The sequence below is a fragment of the Proteinivorax hydrogeniformans genome (assembly GCF_040515995.1).
Lineage (GTDB): Bacteria > Bacillota > Proteinivoracia > Proteinivoracales > Proteinivoracaceae > Proteinivorax > Proteinivorax hydrogeniformans.
In genome coordinates this window covers 2335356-2354032 of sequence record NZ_CP159485.1, presented here as the reverse complement: position 1 = coordinate 2354032, position 18677 = coordinate 2335356, and the positions used below count along the sequence as shown (strand labels likewise).

Sequence of the window (18677 nt, the reverse complement as noted above, 5' to 3'; positions counted from 1 at the left end):
AAATTGACGTTGACAATTCATTGAAAATACTTGTTTGCTGGACATAATTAATTAAAATGAGGCTGGGACATATCTAGCCCAGTAATATAAAAAAGATGTTCCGATCATCGATTCTTGATGATTGGAACATCTTTTTTATCGCAGGTTAAAGACCCCAACCTCAGCAAACTCGAGGGTAATTCAACAGTTGTAAGCAGGGGCACCATACTATATTATTCAACCTATAAACTGCTTAATAGAAGCATATAAATTTGAAATTGACGGTTTTGAGACTATGGAGCCGATTAGGCATATATTGCTATTTTTTTGTCTGTCTAAGATGTCCTTATAAAAGCTCTGAGTTAAGTTTTTCTCTTTTAAGTGAGGGAATATATACCATTGCTTAGCTGTTATTAAGTGCTTCACCTGTATACCTGACTTTTGAATATCATTGGTAATACTGTTAACAAGCTCTTTGTTTACATGACCATAGGCATAAGCAACCAATACGTTTTTGTTATTATGATTAAAGGTATGGAAAAACTGTACTTTTCCTTTTTTCCCTAAATTGGCTTTATAATATGTTGTGACGATATTTCTATTATCTACCTCATAAGCACAGGTGATATATGGGTTTGTATCAATCTTATTCATCAACTGGTTGTATAAATCATCTTTTATCACATCATTAGGCAACTTAGTTGTGATAAGAACTTTATCATATAAATCAGAGCCATATTCCGATTCAACCTTAACTTTGTCATCTAATCTTTCGATATTTATTACTTCGATGGAATAGCGAATATCTGATATATTCTGACTCAGCTTATGTATTACCTCAGACATTCCCTTATTCACAAATAGAAGTTTATTGCTCTGAATAAATGAATAAATAGTATCCATATCAAAGATATGAAAAGCATAGTATGCTTGAACCTCGTAGATACTTCCAAAACCAAACGAAGAGAGGTGGGGAGCAATTACTTCGCTAATATTATTTAAATTGTTCTTTTTAAGAAATTCATGCAAAGATACCATTAACTCTTCAGGGATATACCCATAATTAATATCATTTAAATAAGGACGGTAAGGTTTTAATATATCATTTAATTTAACTAGTTCCCCCATCAGCCCCTCTACTCTATCTCTAGCTATATGTTCAACTTTGGAAAAATTCTCATCTAAAAAGTTTCTGTATGTAAAACGCTCAGTATATCCAACATCCAGCTCTATTAAAAGCTCTTTAATATGTTGAGAAAAGCAAAATACGGTAGCAAGTTCAATATGCATATACTTGTTTACAATTGTTCTGCAGTGGCCACCTATATTTTCTTGCTTTTCATATACAGTGACATCTACGCCTTTTTTTTCTAAAAGATAAGCTGCTAACATGCCGCTAAACCCTGCACCTATTATGGCATAGCGCATCTTTATCACCTCTTAATATTGTCTTTCTATATAAGCCCATAGGGGCAAAATCACTTCAGCATTTGTTGACTTAGCATGATATTCAACTGGTGAATAAAGCTCACCGTTATACGATAATTTGTTTTTAATGTTGTAATCTCTGATATAACTTTGCAGATCAATTTTAAGTTTATTAAACGATACTCCTTTATAAATAAGAGGCATGAGAAAAGACAAGCAGCGATGAGTATATTCTTTTCTTAATTCGTTAGCTTCAGTTAAATCATCGCTTTCTTTTAACATATGAACATTTATATCATACCCGAAATGTTGAACAGTTGTGTAAGACAAAAGAGAACCTTTCTGTTTTACGGTGATGTCATTATCAAAAAAGCACAAATGTTTACCCTCTGCACTCAAGCTTTGAGCAACAGGGATAGCCAAGCCTGTTAGAATGTCTTCAAAATTTTTCATAGACAGCTGATTGTATAGCCTAGTACAAGCAATTTTACTTTTGTAATCAAATATAGTGTAAGCATATATTGAGCCTAAAGCTTCAAACTCTCCACAGAATGTTGTCCAACACAACCAACATTCACCACTTTTTATCCTTCCAAAGTCGGGGTAATTCCTGTTTGCCTTTTTCTCTGACTTATTTGCAAACTTGAGCCTTTTAGCTCTTTTGGTTAGATTATTTCTATTCATAACATTATACACAGCAGATTCGCTTATATCATAGCCTATCTCTTCTAAAAGATATTTGATTTCCCTAGGCCCAAACTTTGGGTGTTTTTTTATTAGATTTAAAATAGTAGAAACTATTTCTGGTTTAGTTTTATTAACCGGAGTGAAGCTCTTTTCTATCTTACCTAAGCCTTCAATGCCATGGGTTTTATATCGTTTTAACCAACGATAATAAAGTGTCCTTGAGATGTTATGCTTTTTACAGGTTGCAGTGACACCATATTTTTGCCCTTCGATAATTATTTCAAACTTTAACTGTTTATCCATAGCGCCCCCGGCCCCCACCTAAAACGTACTAAAAATGTATAATCGCAAAGCATTTAATGTTTGTTAAAATTTTAACATACATACGATGGGTTTACAATATTTTGATTTTTAGCTAAGCTATAGGTTTTTCTATTATGTTCTCTGCCAATAGAAAAATATTTTACTTTAGGTTTTTGTTTACAATACCTATCTATTAATTTTATTATTATCAGAAAATTAAGCTGTTGGCGAAATGAATCTAAGTGTAAACACAAATGTAAAGTAAAATATCCCTTGATTTATTAGACAAGCCTTTCTTGCCGGGGAGTTTTCGGTATTGATATAATCAACTTAAAGCTAAGAGTACGGGGAAAAAGGGCATAGGACAATGGGTAAAACTGGGTTAAAAAGGGAGGAGATTAAAAAATGGCTAAAAAAAATGAAAAAACAAACTTTAATAAGTCTAAGCGTTTTAATTTTGCTTTAACATGGGCAGATGTTGATGGCCGTCCGTATAGGCAAGAGATTCTTGATCTTGCCAATAAAATAGGCAGAACCAAAGCTGGAACAAGCAGAGAAGCTATACCATTTGGACCAGAGTATTATGCTCTTGAACCGCTTTTAGATTCTTATCAGGCTAAAATCGCAATGCACTTAGAATTTAGGAAAAAGCTTAGCGCTGACGATGTTGCAAAAGCAGCGGGAGAACCTTATGAAAAAGTCAAAACTGCACTAGATCATATTGCTTGGGCTGGTGTTGCCTTTGTTAATACTGTTGATGGGGTAGATATGTATTGGCAGGATATTTTTGTTCCCGGCCATCTTGAAACGATTAACAATAACAAGGAAATCGTTGAAAAACACCCTGAAGTTGCTGAAGCTTTTTATTATTTCGGCAGTAAAAGGGGGCCAATGGCGGCAGGAATTATGCCTATTGGTGGAGGCCCTATGAGAGTAATACCTATTGAAAGATCTATTGATGCCAATACAAGAAGAGCATCTTATGAAGAACTATCTAAGTATTTAAATGAAGCTAGCGTTTTTACGGTATCAGACTGTTCATGTAGAACATCTAGAGAGGCTATGGGAGAAGGTTGTGGACACTTAAAAGAAGAAATGTGTATCCAGCTAGACCACGCCGCAGAATATTATATAAAAACTGGCCGGGGTCGTGAAATAACAAGGGAAGAAGCCTTTGAAATTATTAAAAGGGCAGAAGATAATGGATTAATGCACTCTATACCCAACCTAGATGGACTGGGGCACACCCATGCTATTTGTAACTGCTGTGGATGTGGATGTTTTGCCATGAGACTTGCAAATGAGTACTTAAACAATGATATTGTAAGGTCTAATTATAAATCTGTAGTGGACGAATCAAACTGCGTGGCTTGCGGGGAGTGTATTGATGTATGTCCAACTAACGCATTAAGGCTTGGTCAAAAGCTATGCTCAGAAAATCCAATTGACGAAACCATTACAAAAGTTACTCCAAGAGACACTGAATGGTTAGAAGACAAATGGAACACCGACTACAGAGAAAATCGGAAAAACACTTTAGATTCTGGTACTGCCCCTTGTATTACAAGCTGTCCTGCTCATATTCCAGTTCAAGGCTATATCAAGTTAGCATCACAAGGGAAATATACAGAGGCTCTTGAGCTTATAAAGAAACATAATCCACTTCCAGCAGTATGTGGACGTATATGTCCAAGACTTTGTGAGGAAGACTGTACCCGTGGTGATTTAGATGAAGCAGTAGCTGTTGATGATATCAAAAAGTTTATTGCTCAGAAGGATTTAGATACGGAGACTAGATACATCCCTACAAAAAGACATAACTATGGGGACAAGAAGATTGCAATTATCGGTTCTGGACCATCAGGACTTACATGTGCTTATGACCTTGCTATTGATGGATACGACATCACAGTTTTTGAAAAAGAGGAAAAGCTAGGTGGTATGTTAAGTTTAGGTATTCCTTCATACAGGTTAGAAAAAGACGTTATAGAAGCAGAGATTGACGTGATTAGAAAAATGGGCGTGAAATTTAAAACGGGAGTAGAAGTAGGAAAAGATATTACTATTGAGGAACTTAGAAATCAAGGCTTTAATGCTTTTTATGTAGCTATTGGAGCTCAGTCAGGTAGAAAACTGGGCTTAGAGGGAGAAGAATCAAAGGAAGTACTTAGTGGGGTTAAGTTCCTTAAAACACTTAACTTAGGTCAAGAAACCAACGTCCAAGGTAAGGTAGTAGTAATTGGTGGTGGCAATGTTGCTATTGATGTTGCTAGGAGCTCAGCTAGGCTAAAAAATGTCCTTCAAACAGACATATACTGTCTTGAAGACAGGGAAAATATGCCTGCTCATAAAGAGGAAGTGGAGGAAGCTTTACAAGAACAAGTAGGAATTAACAATTCATGGGGCCCCTCCAAAATCATAACGGAAAATGGCAAGGTAAAGGCAGTTGAGTTTAAACGCTGTATATCGACATTTGATCAAAACGGAAACTTTAACCCTAAGTTTGACGAATCTGATAAGAAGGTAGTTCCTTGTGACTATGTTTTAATGTCAGTAGGGCAAAACTTTGATTATGGCAATTTATTAGAAGGTGAAGATGTTACTTTAACTAATAGAAACACTATAAAAGTTGATCCTATAACATTACAGTCTTCAAAGAGTGATATTTTCTCAGGTGGAGACGTTGTTAGTGGACCAAGGCTTGCAATTGATGCCATAGCTGCTGGAAAGGAAGCTGCTGTTTCTATCCACAGATTTGTTCAAAATGGCCAATCTTTAGTGTTTGGAAGGGATACCCACTCATATATAGCGCTTGATAAGGAAAATCTAGCGGATTTAATAGATTACGACGGAACTGAGCGTCAAAGAATCAAGCATATAGATGGAGAGGTTTCTAAAACTACTTTTAAAGATTTGAGAGGAGTTTTCACAGAAGAGGAAATAGAAAAGGAGACAGCTAGATGTTTAGGCTGTGGCGCAACCAAAGTGGACGAATACTTATGTGTTGGTTGTGGTGCCTGTACCTTAAGATGTAAGTTTGATGCAATCGACTTAGAAAGGGTTCACGATGTTATTGGCTACGAAATTGATGATTTACCTAAAAAAGTAATCAAAAAAGCAGTCTCTAGAAAAGCTAAAATTGCTTTAAATAAAATAAACCCTTTTACGGAAACCAGATAGTTAATTAGATTTTCTTATCATCCAAGAACAAACCATCATAGGAAAATGAGGGATTATGTTATGCATGAATTGGGAATTGTATACGAAGTTATAAAAATCGTAGATAATTTTGCAAAAGAAAATAATGTTGAAAAAGTGGAAAAGATAGTTTTGGAAATTGGACAGTTATCCCAAGCAATACCAAGGTATATTGAAGATTGCTATCCTGCAGCTGTAACTGAAACACCTTACGAACAGACAAAACTAGAGATTATTATTTTACCAGCTAACGGTAAATGCAATCTATGCAAAGAAGTTTACAACATAATTGATAACAGGAAAGTATGCCCAAATTGCGATGGTGAAGACTTTACTTTGATTTCAGGAAAAGAATTTAGAATTAAAGAGATTGCCGGCTACTAACAACTGTTTTGTTACTTTTAGGTAATTGCAAAACGATCAGGTTTTAGTTCCCTATACAACATGTCTTGTTAAGCGGAGGTGAAGGATCTATGACTTTAAACTTACAAAGAAACAAGATTCTTTGCCTTAAGCTTAGCCTGACATTAGTTTGGGGAGCTGGAGTTATCTATAAAACGCTGTTATATCAGGTGTGTAAAGTTTTGCAATTGCCTATTTGTCAGTATATTAAGGGGGAATGAAAATGCTCTTTTATGAAGGTTTAACTTTTGAAAGCGTTATGGGTCTCATCTTGTTAATTTCTGCGGTTGTGTTCGTGAATGAAATCACAAGAAGATCAATAAAGGTATCAATTATTGTATTTTGTGTACTTCCAGTTTTATTAGCCATTGGTGTCTATATGGATATCTTAGGATCACCATCAGGCCAAACATGGTTTGGATGGGTTAAAGTTATATCTGCATTAGCAGGTGTGTATGGTTTTATGTTGATTCGATTCACCAAGTTTGGAGGTAGAAAGTTTGCAGCGTTATTTCCCGTTGCAATACTATCGCTAAATATTGCAGAAGCAGTGTATAAAGAATTTGAGGTATTTATGACTTATAATACTCCCACCGTTGACCCAGCTGGCATCCTTGTTTTAGGTGGTCCGTGGAATATTTTTAACGGGCTTGCGGGGATTTTATGTATTCTCACACTAACAGGATTTGCAGGCATAAGGGTATCAAAAGATAAAACTAAAGATATGATTTGGCCTGATATGACATGGATGTATATTATAGGTTATACCTTATGGAACTTTGCATATGTTTACAACTGCATTTCCACAAGATCTTTGTATGCGGGATTTGCTATACTAACCGCAGCCATAATAGCAGAATATGTATTTAAAAGAGGTGCGTGGCTACAACATAGAGCACAAATATTAGCGTTTTTTGCCATGTTTGCTTTGGCTGTAGATTATCAACAGGCCTCATACTTTCAAATCTTTCCAACATACCAAGAAAACTTGTTAATCGGGCTTAGTGTATTTTCTTTTATTTTTAACTTGGGTGTTTTTGTTTATATGATTTATACCATGGGCAAGAACAAAAAGAACCCACTAAAAGAAGAGATTTTTACACATACAAACGCATACAAGAAAAATCTAGCGGAAAATAACCTGTAGTTAGGATGGTTGGATAGGAACTGTTCATATTTTAGGTTGATGGTCTGGGATGATAAGATTTTGTAAAACAGAACCGAACCCATAGAAGAGCTATTTACCTCCTATGGGTTCGGTTTTTAATGTTAAATAAATTTATTGGGAAAGGGTTAGAAAAATGTTAGAATAAAGAAGTGAGTGTTTAAGTTCTCCATAAATACTAAAGAAGAAATTTAAAGTTGACGTTGAACTTAGGTATAAGCAGGTAGTTTTTGTTTCGAAGTGGTATAAAGAGGTTTCGTAACATTGAAAATGAAGGAGGAAGAGAAATGAGTAACAGTATGAAAAAAGCGTTGACACTACTATTAACCTTTTCACTTTTTATATCGATTGTCGGATGCAGCAGCGAGCCCACTGAAGGGAGCAGCGAGTCCATAGAGAAAACATCCACATCTGAGACTAGAATAATTACAGATGTAACAGGCAGGGAGGTAAAAATCCCTGTGAGTGTAGAGTCAATCATCTGTTTAGGCTCAGGGGCGCCTCGTTTAGCGGCATACCTTGATGCAATGGATATGGTTGTAGGGGCGGAAGAATATATAGCACAAGGCGTAAATATTCGCAGAGACTATAATCCTGTGCACCACGATACCTTAAAGGAGTTGCCCTTCGTTGGTCAAGGTGGAGGCAGTGGCCAAAACAACGGTTACCCTGAAGAGATTATCATGGCTGCGCCCGACGTTATAGTTGCTGGGTTTGATTTGGAAGCAGCAGACGAATTGCAGGCACAAACTGGTATTCCTGTAGTTTCGGTGCGGCACGGCACCGGTTTAGCGCCGGAATCTTTTTATAAAGCTACTAGGGTATTTGGCGATGTGATCGGCGCAGAAAAACGAGCGGAAATGATTCTTGACTATGTGGACTCCATGCTTGCTGACTTACATAAACGTACATCTGATGTTTCTGATAGTGATAAACAGCGGGCGTATGCTGGTGCGGTTACATGGAACGGCAGACGGGGCTTTTCTGGGACATACTCCGAATTTGGTATATTTGACGCCATTAACGCAATTAATGTAGCTGAGGATAAAAGCATCGAAAGTTTTTATGAGGTAGACTTAGAAAAAATACTAATCTGGGATCCTGATGTAATATTCCTTGATCCAGGTAATATGGACTTGGTAAACGATGAATATGCGCAAAACCCAAGCTATTTCGATTCACTGCAGGCAGTGCAGGAAGGGAAAGTTTATACAATGCCAGCATTTAATAACGCCGGAACAAATTTTACCTACGCATTTATAAATGCATACTATGCCGGCACTGTTTTGTTTCCCGAGCAGTTTTCCGATGTTGACATCGACGATAAAGCTAAAGAGATATTAACGACATTCCTTGGTGAGAATACGTATGAACTTATGAATGAAGGCGGCCTCTACTATGGGCAGATTACAATAGGCGAGTGATGTTATGAGAACACTCAAATGCTCTATAGGTAAACACAACGAATATTACCGCTACATCGCCAAAAAATGGTTGTTTCTCGTGTCACTTGTCATAATCCTGCTAGCCGCTGCCATAGTGTCTATTTCGGTGGGGTCATCAGGTATTCCCATTAGTGAGGTGCTGCGAGCTCTGTTTGGCTTTAGCAATGAAGCGACAAGCCAAACAATTGTCTGGAACGTGCGTATGCCGCGGGTTGCAACGGCAGTTAGTGTTGGAATAGCCCTTGCTATGGCGGGGTGCGTGATGCAAAGTGTACTGCGCAACCCGCTAGCTTCTGCCTCGACGCTAGGGGTATCTCAGGGTGCATCTTTCGGGGCGTCTATCGCAATCGTATATTTTCAGGCAGGTGCCCAAATTAGTAATGCCTCCAGCGCAAGTATCTCTGTTACCAATCCATACACGGTAGCCACTTGGGCGTTTTTAGGTGGTATTTCTACTACCTTGGTTATCTTGATGTTATCTCGCGTAAGTGGGGTGTCACCAGCTGTGATGATCTTAGCCGGTGTGGCGTTGAGTTCGATGTTTACTGGGGCAACGACGTTAATTCAATATTTCAGCGATGATGATATGGTTGCTTCCATTGTATACTGGACCTTTGGCAATCTTGGGAGAGCTGGATGGAAGGAGATATCTCTGATATTCATACTCAGTGTGCTTGCTTTCTTTTATTTTTTCCTTAATCGCTGGAACTATAATGCCATGGAAAGCGGTGCCAATACAGCCAAAAGTCTTGGGGTTAATGTCGATAGATTGATTCTTGTCAGTATGTCCATAGCTACTCTTATTTCTGCAACGGCAATTGCCTTTGTCGGGACGATTAGCTTCATAGGGTTGATTGCACCTCATATTGTACGCAGGTTCGTAGGTAGCGACTACCGTTTTTTGATACCTTGTTCGGCGCTCATGGGTGGTGTGATTATGCTTTTAGCGGATATCGCATCACGAATGATAAAGGCTCCCGCCATTTTGCCCATAGGTGCCATCACCTCTTTTTTAGGCGGACCTCTGTTCTTATATTTAATCATAAAGCAAAGGAAGAAGAGGTGGGTTGATTGATAGAAATTAAAGATATTTCTTTTTCTTACGGCAAAAGTAATATTTTAAAAGACGTCAGTTTCAACGTTGTGGCCGGTGAGTTCGTAGGAATTTTAGGCAAAAACGGCGCAGGAAAAAGTACGCTCGTTACTTGCTTAAATAAGATTCGAGCACCGAAAAAGGGAAGGGTTCTAATCGACAAGCATGATATCCTTAAAATGAGTAGATTAGAAACTGCCCGACACATTTCATATGTGGCACAAAAAAATGAAATACACCAAATGACCGTGTTTGACTCCGTACTGCTGGGAAGGAAGCCATACATAAAGTGGGCTGTATCTCAGGAGGATATAGATATTTGTGATGAAATGCTTGAGAAAATGGGTTTGTCTGAATTTAAGCTAAGGTATATAGACGAACTTTCCGGAGGAGAGTTGCAAAAGGTAATGCTGGCCCGTGCTCTCGTCCAGCAACCCCGTCTGTTGCTTTTAGATGAGCCGACCAGTAATCTTGACCCAAAAAATCAGTATGAAATGATGGCGTTGGTGCGACATGTGACAAAAGAACGAAATATCAGCACTATCATTGTTTCACATGATATCAATCTTGCACTACGTTATTGTGATAGATTTCTTTTTTTAAAAGACGGCAAGGCGTATAAATATGGGGATGAGTCCGTCGTTACACCGGAAACGATTGAATCTGTTTATGGAATCACTTCCGCTATAGGCGAGGTTAAGGGACAAAAAACGGTCGTAATCGGTTAAAGATGCGGGAACATAACTAGCAAAAGCGATAAAAAATGGTTGCAACCATCGATTTTGGATGGTTGCAACCATTTTTTATTGTGTCTTATAGAACAATTCTTATATACCTAAAAGTTGTACAAAATACACAATCATTAAGTTATAGATGAGGCTATAATAGGTATAATGCTTTTTGATATGGGCTAATATATTTGATGAGTAGATTTTTTGCTTAACAGCCATAAAAAAACAAACAAAAACATTAACGTCAAGCTTAGCTGATTTTCTTAGGAAAATCGGACTAGGTGGTGATTTTCCTAAGAAGCGAAAGGGGAAGAACAATTGAAGCTTGCAAATATCATAAAGCATCTCGAAGCAATAGATATAAAGGGTAATATTAAAATCGAAATTAAAGGTTTAGCATATAACTCAAGTTCAGTCAAAGACAATTATGTTTTTGTAGCTATAGAAGGTTTCCAAGTGGATGGACATAAGTATATAAAGGACGCCATTTCTAATGGTGCAAAAGCTATTGTAGTGAGTAGAGATATAGAGGTGTCAGAAGATATAACAGTTATTAAAGTAAAAGACACAAGGGTAGCACTAAGTAATTTGTCAGCTGCCTTTTATAGACAACCCTCTAAAAATCTAGAGTTGATCGGTGTAACCGGAACTAACGGTAAAACTACCACTATTTACTTCGTAAAATCAGTGCTAGAAGCTTCAAAAAGAAACACCTCACTAATAGGAACTGTAGAAACGATTATAAATGGAAAGTCCTTTTGCTCTTCTCACACCACCCCAGAGTCTTTAGCTTTGCAAGGGATGTTTAACTCTATGCTTCTTAAAAAAGTTGATACTTGTGTTATGGAAGTTTCTTCTCATTCTTTACAATTATCAAGGGTCAATGACTGTGACTTTAATATAGGAATATTTACAAACTTAACCCATGAGCATTTAGACTTTCATGGCAGCATGGAAAACTACTATAGCTCAAAAAAACAGTTATTTTATAACACCAATGATTTTAACATTGTGAACATAGATGACTATTATGGTAGTAGATTAGCTACAGAATTAAAGAGCCATAAAACTCGCTTACTAACCTATGGAATTAATAATGATGCTGATATAAATGCTAAAGATATCCTTTTTTACAAAGATTGCAGTGAATACACTATTAACACTCCTACACAAAAAGTGAAATTTAAAACTAGAATTCCTGGACTGTACAATATCTATAATAGCTTGGCTGCAGTAGCTTGTGGCTTCGCTTTAGGTATAGATTTGCAACAAATAAAAAAAGGGATAGAAGCTGTCACTAGCATACCTGGTAGGTTCCAAGTTATCCCTACAGATAAAGACTTAAATATTATAGTTGACTATGCCCATACACCTGATGGTTTTGAAAACGTACTAAGAACCATAAGTGAATATGCAAAAGGTAGGATAATAATTGTATTTGGATGTGTTGGAGAAAGGGATTATACCAAAAGAAGTAAGATGGGACAGATAGCACAGCGGTACTGCGATTTAAGCATTCTTACTACGGATAATTGTCGCTCAGAAGATCCTAAAAGCATTGTAAATGAAATTAAAAAAGGATTTAACAAGGGTGATAAACCATATATAGAGATTCTTGACAGAGAAGAAGCTATTCGATATGCCATTATAAATAGTAGCAAAGAGGATACCATAATAATTACCGGAAAGGGGCATGAAAAGCGTCAAATTATAGGTGATAAAACTATATATTTCAATGAAAGAGAAATAGCAAAGCAAGCATTAAAAGAACTAGAACTAACTTCGTTAAAGAACAGCAAAAGCCTTATACACTTGTAACCGGGGTTTATGAGGCTTTTTAAAAGAGAGAACAAAAGAAAATAAAATTGGAACAACCTGGCATAAAGCATCCTGGGTTGTTCTAATTTTAGCCCGAAGCCGGACCCATATTTTCTACATCTTAAATATAAAACGATAAAATAAAGGGATATGAAGGTTCATATTGAATAATTAGTATAGTTAAAAAATTCAGCCATATAGTTATAACTTGGGTAGCTGAGAGCACTTGCTTTATATAAGTCTAAAAGATTGAAGAAACAAAGTTTATTTAGGAGTAGATATATATGTTTTTTTACATTTTGGTATTATATTTTTTAATAACTGCTAGTCATGAATTGGGTCACTTTTTAGCTGGTTGGTACTTAGGGATCCCAAAAAATAAAATGACAATTCAATTGTTTAAATATCCACCACAAGTATTACTTAAAGATGATGCAGGTGTTAAAGTTTCCGTTGAAAACTTTGAGAGGTATTTTGAAATTATAGAGAAGTATATACCTTCCGAAAAAGGTTTTTGGTTATATGTAACAGGTGGACATATTTTTGAGTTTATTATAGTTTTATCTTTGAGTATATTGGCATTTTCAGTCGATTTCTTTCCTTTGATACCTGTTCGTATATGTGTATTTTTAATACTACTTACCTCATTACTTTACTTAGTCTTTGATATAGTGTTGTCATTATATGCGAAAAATCCGTGTGGTGATTTTAGTGGGGCATACATGCTTAAACCATTTTTTACATCAGTGTTTTATGTTATTTACTTTTGCAGCTATATTTGGATATATATATTTTTCAAATCAAATTAATCCTTGTAAGGATAATGAATTTTAAAAAATTATTAATATGAAACTCTATAGTATTCTAAAAAAAGTAGCATATGTGGTAATGGCACAGAACTTTTTGGAACAGTGATGGGGGAGAAAGTTCTCATGCTATGAGAACACTAAATAAATTTTCATAGTAAGGGGAGAGATGCTTATGGATCAATTAACTTTAGAAGAGAAAGTAAAGGATTTTAACCATTTGTATATAAAACAACTCCCCACTATAAAGTAAGTAACGTGAAAAAGACAGGCAATCCTGCAGAAGATGCTTGCATTAAAAAGGTACTTGAACTAGAAAAAATCTGCCGTTAAGAGAAGGAGAAACGAATTTAAGAAGTAAGGCGAAAAGAACCAAAGAAAAACAATAAAGGAGAGGACAAAGATGGCTAAGGAAGTGGAAGAGTTTTACGATAGCTCAGCAAACAACGAGTGGGAGAGGCTAAACAAGCATAAGATAGAGTTTGAAATAACTAAAAGGTATTTAGACAGGTATATTCAAAAGGGGGCAAAGATTTTAGATGTTGGAGGAGGCCCTGGCAGATACTCTATTTATTTAGCACAGCAAGGTCATGATGTGACTTTGTTAGACCTTTCATCTAACAACATAAGCTTGGCAAAACAAAAAGCTGAAGAAAGAGGAGTTTCGCTATCAAACTACATACATGGAAATGCTTTAGATTTAAGTAAATTACAAGATCAAAGCTACGACGTAGTGCTATGTATGGGTCCGATGTATCACCTAACAGAAGAAGATGACAGAAAAAGAGCCATAAAAGAATGCTTAAAAAAGCTCAAAAAAGATGGCAGCATATTTGTCGCTTTTATTTCAGCTTATGCGCCTATTATCGACCTACTAAAAAACTATCCCGAAGAGCTAGAAAACTATGGGGAGGATGCTCTTTTACGATATTTACAAGATGGAAAAAATATAGTTTCAGATTCAAACCCAGGATTTACAACTGCCTATTTTAAAAAGCCTGATAAAATTGAACTATTTATGAAAAAATTTGGGTTAAATAAACAGGTGATAGCAGCAGTAGAAGGCTTAGCAGCTCAAAGTGAGCCTAAGCTTAATAACCTTTCAAAAGAAGCCTTTGATAAATGGGTAAACTTAATATTCCATACCTCCACAGACCCTTTAACTTGGGCTGGGTGTGAGCACTTATTGTATATAGGAACTAAAAATTGCAGCGATAGGGGTAGAGAATAGGGGTGTTTTATATGCGATTTTTCTTCCCTATTAAACTTTAGTAGCGGTACTATAAAAGTTAAAAGAGTATTAACTTTTATTATTTAACAGGGACTTATAGTCTTTTAATTGAATAAATATTATAAAATATTAAAAATCATATAAAAGGAGGCTAGTGTCGTGCCTAAAATAATCGAACATACATCAATTGAAGAAAGTTTCTATGATGAAAGTTATAAGAACTCAACTTTTTTTCAAGGAATGCCCTTTGAAAAGTACAAAGAACACGTAGACGAAAGAAAGAAATATTTAGAGAAAAACAAACTGCCTTTACTAGCAATAAACCATGAAGATGAGTTACTTGGGTATATTTTTATTTCTGCAAGAAAAGTAGGAGACTTATATTTGAAAAATCACGATTCATCAATAATACAGAAACTAAAAAATAGTAACCTAGAATATACTTTAAAAGAAAAAAGTAATTTAATTGACATTCTCTATTTGACTACAACTTGTAGCGAGAAATTTGAATTAGAAAGATTTAAGCCTATCAACTTACGCATGGGAAAAGATGTTGCTGATGATAGCGTATCATACGGAATTGAGTTTAAAGAACTTTGCAACTCAGAAATGGATAAATACTTTGACCTAGATGCTTTTAAAAAAGCTACAGTTAGAGATTATATGTTAGAGGATCCTATAATGAGTGAAAGTGAAGCAGTTGCAAAATTTGAAAAACATGTTCTTCCAGTCTTCAAACTAGATAATCAAAAAATGTATGGTGTTTGTTGGAATAATGAAGTTATAGGGATACTATGGTTATACGAAGAAGATTCAGAAACAATGTTTATAGCTTATATAGAAATTTTTAAAGAGTTCAGAGGACAAGGCTTTGGAAAAAAAGTTATGTACGATATGTTTTCATTTGTAAATAATTTAGGCTATAAAACATTACATCTTCATGTTTTTGGACACAACGAAAAAGCTGTGAAATTGTATGAAAAGACAGGTTTTAAAAATACTTTGATTAGATATAGATACACTAGATGATACCCTCATACTGTAGACTCTTACATGGGCCATATTACAAATCATAATAAAAGAATGATAAAGTTATAAAAGAAGTGAGGTACCACAATATTATAAAAACCCTACAAAGAGGCTATGAAACGTTTTAGCGTAGTGTTGGATAGAGAAAACCTCAGATATAGAAGAATAACAAAAGTATCATTATAGATGTTTATTTAAAAAATCCCTCAAACAAATAGTTTGAGGGATTTTTTAAATAACTCTTTTGGCTGCTCTTTTTGGTTGGTTATAAAGTAGCTCCATTTTGCTATAAGAAAACTGGATACAAGGCCCGATAAAAAGCACTATAATCACAGTGCCATACGACACAGGTCCCGCTAATAAAAAACCAATAGTAAGAGCTGTAGCTTCACACAAAAACCTTGATAAGGCAATACTAATTCCAAACCTTTTATGCACAACTACCATGAGTTTATCAATAGGATTTGGTGAAAACTTAGCCTGTAAATAAACACCAACCCCAGTGGCTAACAGTACAAACCCAAAAGCAAAAAGCATTAATTTATCAGAAAGATATGCAACGCTTATAAAACTGTATATAAAAAGGTTAAAATCAATAAAAACACCTAATGTAAACACAGTGAGAAACGCCAAAAAATCAGGCTTTTCTTTCGCCAAAAAGCCATTTAAAAACATAAGCAAACCACCAACAATTATACTCCATGTTCCGGGAGTTAGTCCAAGCTTATTATAAAGTCCTACAAAAACCGTGTCCCATGAACCAGCACCAAGGTCAGCAACGATAATGCTGGAAATACCCATTGCAGTCATATATAGGCCCACAAAATAAAAAAGAAAACGTTTCAAATTAGTAACCACCTTTGCAAAAATTATATAGTCAATTTAATCACACTTTTGGAATTACCATACAGGTATATTAGCGTTACAATTATAACACAATTTACGTAAAAAGTTTTGGTGAATTTTTATGCAGTGGAGGATAAGCCCCCCTTCACTGCATAAATTCAAAAGTAGCAGGAATAAATAGGTTGAATGTAGTATATAAAGAATCAGTTAGAATTTTCTAAAATCCAGCGTTGGTAAAAAGGAGTGGTTGTATGCTGGGAAATCGAGAGAGTTATTTTGAGGCCTTAGATGAAGTGAAAAACATATGCCAGATTAAGTTTGCCGATGAGATATGTTCTGTATATGTCGGGGGGAGTGTGGCTAGAGGAGACTTTGTGCCGGGAAGAAGCGATATTGATTTGTATATTGTGTTAAAAAGTAATGAAATTCAAAATAAGCTCCAGTTGGAATTAGAAAAGATTAAAAGTAAGGAAAAACCGATTAGTGTGGCCTATACCACTAAAAAAGAAGTAATAGGCGGACAATCATTTTTAGGTAGCGGTTTTGAATATAATAACTTTATAAGAGAAGGAAAACTGATTTATGGACAGGAGATTAAGGACAGGATTCCTAAGCCTACAAGAGAGGAAGAAATAAAAACTGCAGATCAATGTTTGAAATTCTTTGAGGCTAGCTATAAAGATTATGAGGAAGAAGTTATAGAAAGATATTTTAGTGCCACTTTTAGAACTCTTTGCATAGTTTTAAGTGGAAAAGGGATATATGTAAGCTCCAAAAAAGACGTGGTGACAGTTTGCAACAAAAAATTTAAAGATAGAAAGTTGCTTAATGAGAAAATTAATGTAATTTATGACTTGTGGATAACATGGGGGAGAGAAAGACTGACACAAGAGCAAGTTTGCACACTACTAAAGGCATGTGATGACATTATGCCTTTAATATTTGACTTATGGGAAAGTAAGGAGTAAACGACGAATTAGCTTTAAGAGATAATTTTGATAAAAGTGGCAGCCCTAAGGGCCAGTAATTTCTAATTTTATCTACTAAAAAATAAAAGGAAATTTAGATTAAGTGTAGAATAATTATAGTAAGAGGAGAGATTAAATAACACTTCTCATCTCAACTCTTTTTTATTCAAGCAACCCGCATAGGTGGTAATTGGTGGGTAGTTCACAATTAAATATTTGCTCCGAGCCTTTATATCTAAGGATTAATCTATGGTATCTAGGCCGTTAGGGTATATTTGGAAACGGGTATGCCTCCCGGTGGAAAGGAGTTTAATCGTAACTGCCTGATGGTGGTTATAGTTTTTATATATTAAATGTCTTTCCATTAAAAGAAAGGCATTTTTTTTATTTGGAAGAAATGTACCCAAATTTTATCAAAATTTCTCTAAGAGGAGTGTTTAGAATCATGAGACAAAAATTGCTAGCTATAATTTGCGTATTATTACTTACAATGGGAGCAATTGTTGGTTGCTCTACAGAAGAAAAGGCTATTAGTGAATACCCTACTGTAGAAGATGTAATAACAATTTTGAGTTCTAGCCAAGGGAAAACTGAAATTAGCGTTATGGAGCTAATGGAATTACAAGAAACTACGGAAAAAATTATTAGAAGAGATGATGATGGAGAAATAGAAGAGGAGTATACAATTAAAGGAGCTTTGTTCGAAGATGTATTAAAGTCGATAGATCAAGATATAAAAAGCATTGAGACTATTAGGTTGACAGCCTCGGATGGATATTCCCTGGAAGTACCAAATCATATTCTAGCAAAAAGGGATATAATTTTAGCTTACGAAATTAAAGGCGATCCACTACATGAAGAATCAAGGCCAATTAGAGTTTTTATACCTGAGGAAGAGTCCATGTACTGGGTTAGCAGCTTAGTTGAGATTAAGTTAGAAAATGGGGAACCTACTCAAGAAAAAAATAATGAACTAGGAAAAATTAAGTTTTTTGAATCGGTAATTTCTGAAATGGAAGAACTTCCATACGATGGTAGTGAAGACAAAAAGAGTGTTAAAGGTTCAAAGTTTTTAGAGAAAATAGATGCATCAGGAGATGTTTATATGTTAGCCACAGATGGCTTTGATAAAAACGAAGAATATGAAACATTTAAAGATGCTTTCATAGTTACTCAAGGTGAAAACACACCAGCTTTCAGATCTCCTGACCTTCCAAGAGGAATGCACGTTAGAGACCTTGTTTGGTTATCTGTTAATAATACAGGGGTATTTTCAGTGGAAAGAGGGAAGGAGATATTTGATGAATATGAAGTTGGCGAAAACAACGGTATAAACTTGCAGGTTTTAGTTGAGGAGTACGGACTTAAAAAAGCTGACAAATATCTTTTAGAAGCTGCAGATGGATTTTCAGCTGAGGTAACCTACGAGGATTTAGCCTCCGGGATAGTGTATATAAGAGAAAGCAAAGAGGTGGCTTCTGAATTTGACTTTTTACCAAGAAATACTGCAGTTAGAGATCTTTTATTTATAAAGCCTATAAACTAAGT

15 protein-coding genes and 1 riboswitch are annotated in these 18677 nt (G+C 35.6%); of the genes, 12 read left to right on the top strand and 3 right to left on the bottom strand.

Annotated elements, in window-relative coordinates:
* Nucleotides 1-216: 216 nt before the first annotated feature.
* Nucleotides 217-1407, bottom strand: coding sequence for an FAD-dependent oxidoreductase (locus tag PRVXH_RS11305; RefSeq protein ID WP_353892873.1), 1191 nt, complete (start codon nucleotides 1405-1407; stop codon nucleotides 217-219).
* A 12-nt stretch (nucleotides 1408-1419) separates the two neighbouring features.
* Nucleotides 1420-2397, bottom strand: a complete 978-nt coding sequence (locus PRVXH_RS11300; RefSeq protein ID WP_353892872.1) for a helix-turn-helix domain-containing protein — start codon at nucleotides 2395-2397, stop codon at nucleotides 1420-1422.
* 405 nt (nucleotides 2398-2802) lie between these two features.
* Between PRVXH_RS11300 and PRVXH_RS11295 the strand changes: the two genes are divergently transcribed.
* The 10 genes from PRVXH_RS11295 (at nucleotide 2803) to PRVXH_RS11250 (ending at nucleotide 15315) form a co-directional block, all read left to right on the top strand.
* A complete protein-coding gene (locus tag PRVXH_RS11295) occupies nucleotides 2803-5577 on the top strand; it encodes an FAD-dependent oxidoreductase (protein ID WP_353892871.1) in 2775 nt (924 codons plus the stop codon).
* Nucleotides 5578-5637: 60 nt separating this feature from the next.
* Nucleotides 5638-5979 carry a hydrogenase maturation nickel metallochaperone HypA gene (locus PRVXH_RS11290; protein ID WP_353892870.1) on the top strand — a complete coding sequence of 114 codons (342 nt, stop codon included), beginning with the start codon at nucleotides 5638-5640 and terminating at the stop codon, nucleotides 5977-5979.
* Nucleotides 5980-6220: 241 nt separating this feature from the next.
* On the top strand, nucleotides 6221-7144 hold the full coding sequence (locus tag PRVXH_RS11285) for a DUF5692 family protein (protein ID WP_353892869.1): 924 nt from the start codon (nucleotides 6221-6223) through the stop codon (nucleotides 7142-7144).
* Between the two features lie 305 nt (nucleotides 7145-7449).
* The gene (locus PRVXH_RS11280) at nucleotides 7450-8586 is read left to right on the top strand and encodes an ABC transporter substrate-binding protein (RefSeq protein WP_353892868.1); all 1137 of its coding nucleotides are present in this window, start codon (nucleotides 7450-7452) and stop codon (nucleotides 8584-8586) included.
* A gap of 4 nt (nucleotides 8587-8590) precedes the next feature.
* On the top strand, nucleotides 8591-9682 hold the full coding sequence (locus PRVXH_RS11275) for an iron ABC transporter permease (RefSeq protein ID WP_353892867.1): 1092 nt from the start codon (nucleotides 8591-8593) through the stop codon (nucleotides 9680-9682).
* Entirely contained in the window at nucleotides 9679-10428 is a 750-nt protein-coding gene (locus PRVXH_RS11270; RefSeq protein WP_353892866.1) for an ABC transporter ATP-binding protein, read from the top strand. The genes PRVXH_RS11275 and PRVXH_RS11270 overlap by 4 nt, the downstream gene beginning before the upstream one ends.
* 321 nt (nucleotides 10429-10749) lie before the next feature.
* Nucleotides 10750-12249 carry a UDP-N-acetylmuramoyl-L-alanyl-D-glutamate--2,6-diaminopimelate ligase gene (locus PRVXH_RS11265; protein WP_353892865.1) on the top strand — a complete coding sequence of 500 codons (1500 nt, stop codon included), beginning with the start codon at nucleotides 10750-10752 and terminating at the stop codon, nucleotides 12247-12249.
* Between the two features lie 284 nt (nucleotides 12250-12533).
* Nucleotides 12534-13058 (top strand): hypothetical protein, encoded by a 525-nt coding sequence (locus PRVXH_RS11260; RefSeq protein ID WP_353892864.1) that lies wholly within the window; start codon nucleotides 12534-12536, stop codon nucleotides 13056-13058.
* Between the two features lie 400 nt (nucleotides 13059-13458).
* On the top strand, nucleotides 13459-14286 hold the full coding sequence (locus PRVXH_RS11255; protein WP_353892863.1) for a class I SAM-dependent methyltransferase: 828 nt from the start codon (nucleotides 13459-13461) through the stop codon (nucleotides 14284-14286).
* 159 nt (nucleotides 14287-14445) lie between these two features.
* Complete coding sequence (locus tag PRVXH_RS11250; protein WP_353892862.1) at nucleotides 14446-15315, top strand: GNAT family N-acetyltransferase; 870 nt, start codon at nucleotides 14446-14448, stop codon at nucleotides 15313-15315.
* A 231-nt stretch (nucleotides 15316-15546) separates the two neighbouring features.
* Here the strand turns inward: PRVXH_RS11250 and PRVXH_RS11245 are convergent, their stop codons facing one another.
* Nucleotides 15547-16161 carry a hypothetical protein gene (locus PRVXH_RS11245; protein ID WP_353892861.1) on the bottom strand — a complete coding sequence of 205 codons (615 nt, stop codon included), beginning with the start codon at nucleotides 16159-16161 and terminating at the stop codon, nucleotides 15547-15549.
* 251 nt (nucleotides 16162-16412) lie between these two features.
* Here PRVXH_RS11245 and PRVXH_RS11240 point away from each other — a divergent pair, with 251 nt between their 5' ends.
* Together PRVXH_RS11240 and PRVXH_RS11235 are read left to right on the top strand one after the other, a co-directional pair.
* Entirely contained in the window at nucleotides 16413-17129 is a 717-nt protein-coding gene (locus tag PRVXH_RS11240; protein ID WP_353892860.1) for a nucleotidyltransferase domain-containing protein, read from the top strand.
* Nucleotides 17130-17336: 207 nt separating this feature from the next.
* Nucleotides 17337-17453: riboswitch (molybdenum cofactor riboswitch) on the top strand.
* Between the two features lie 121 nt (nucleotides 17454-17574).
* A complete protein-coding gene (locus PRVXH_RS11235) occupies nucleotides 17575-18675 on the top strand; it encodes a molybdopterin-dependent oxidoreductase (RefSeq protein WP_353892859.1) in 1101 nt (366 codons plus the stop codon).
* Nucleotides 18676-18677 lie beyond the last annotated feature (2 nt).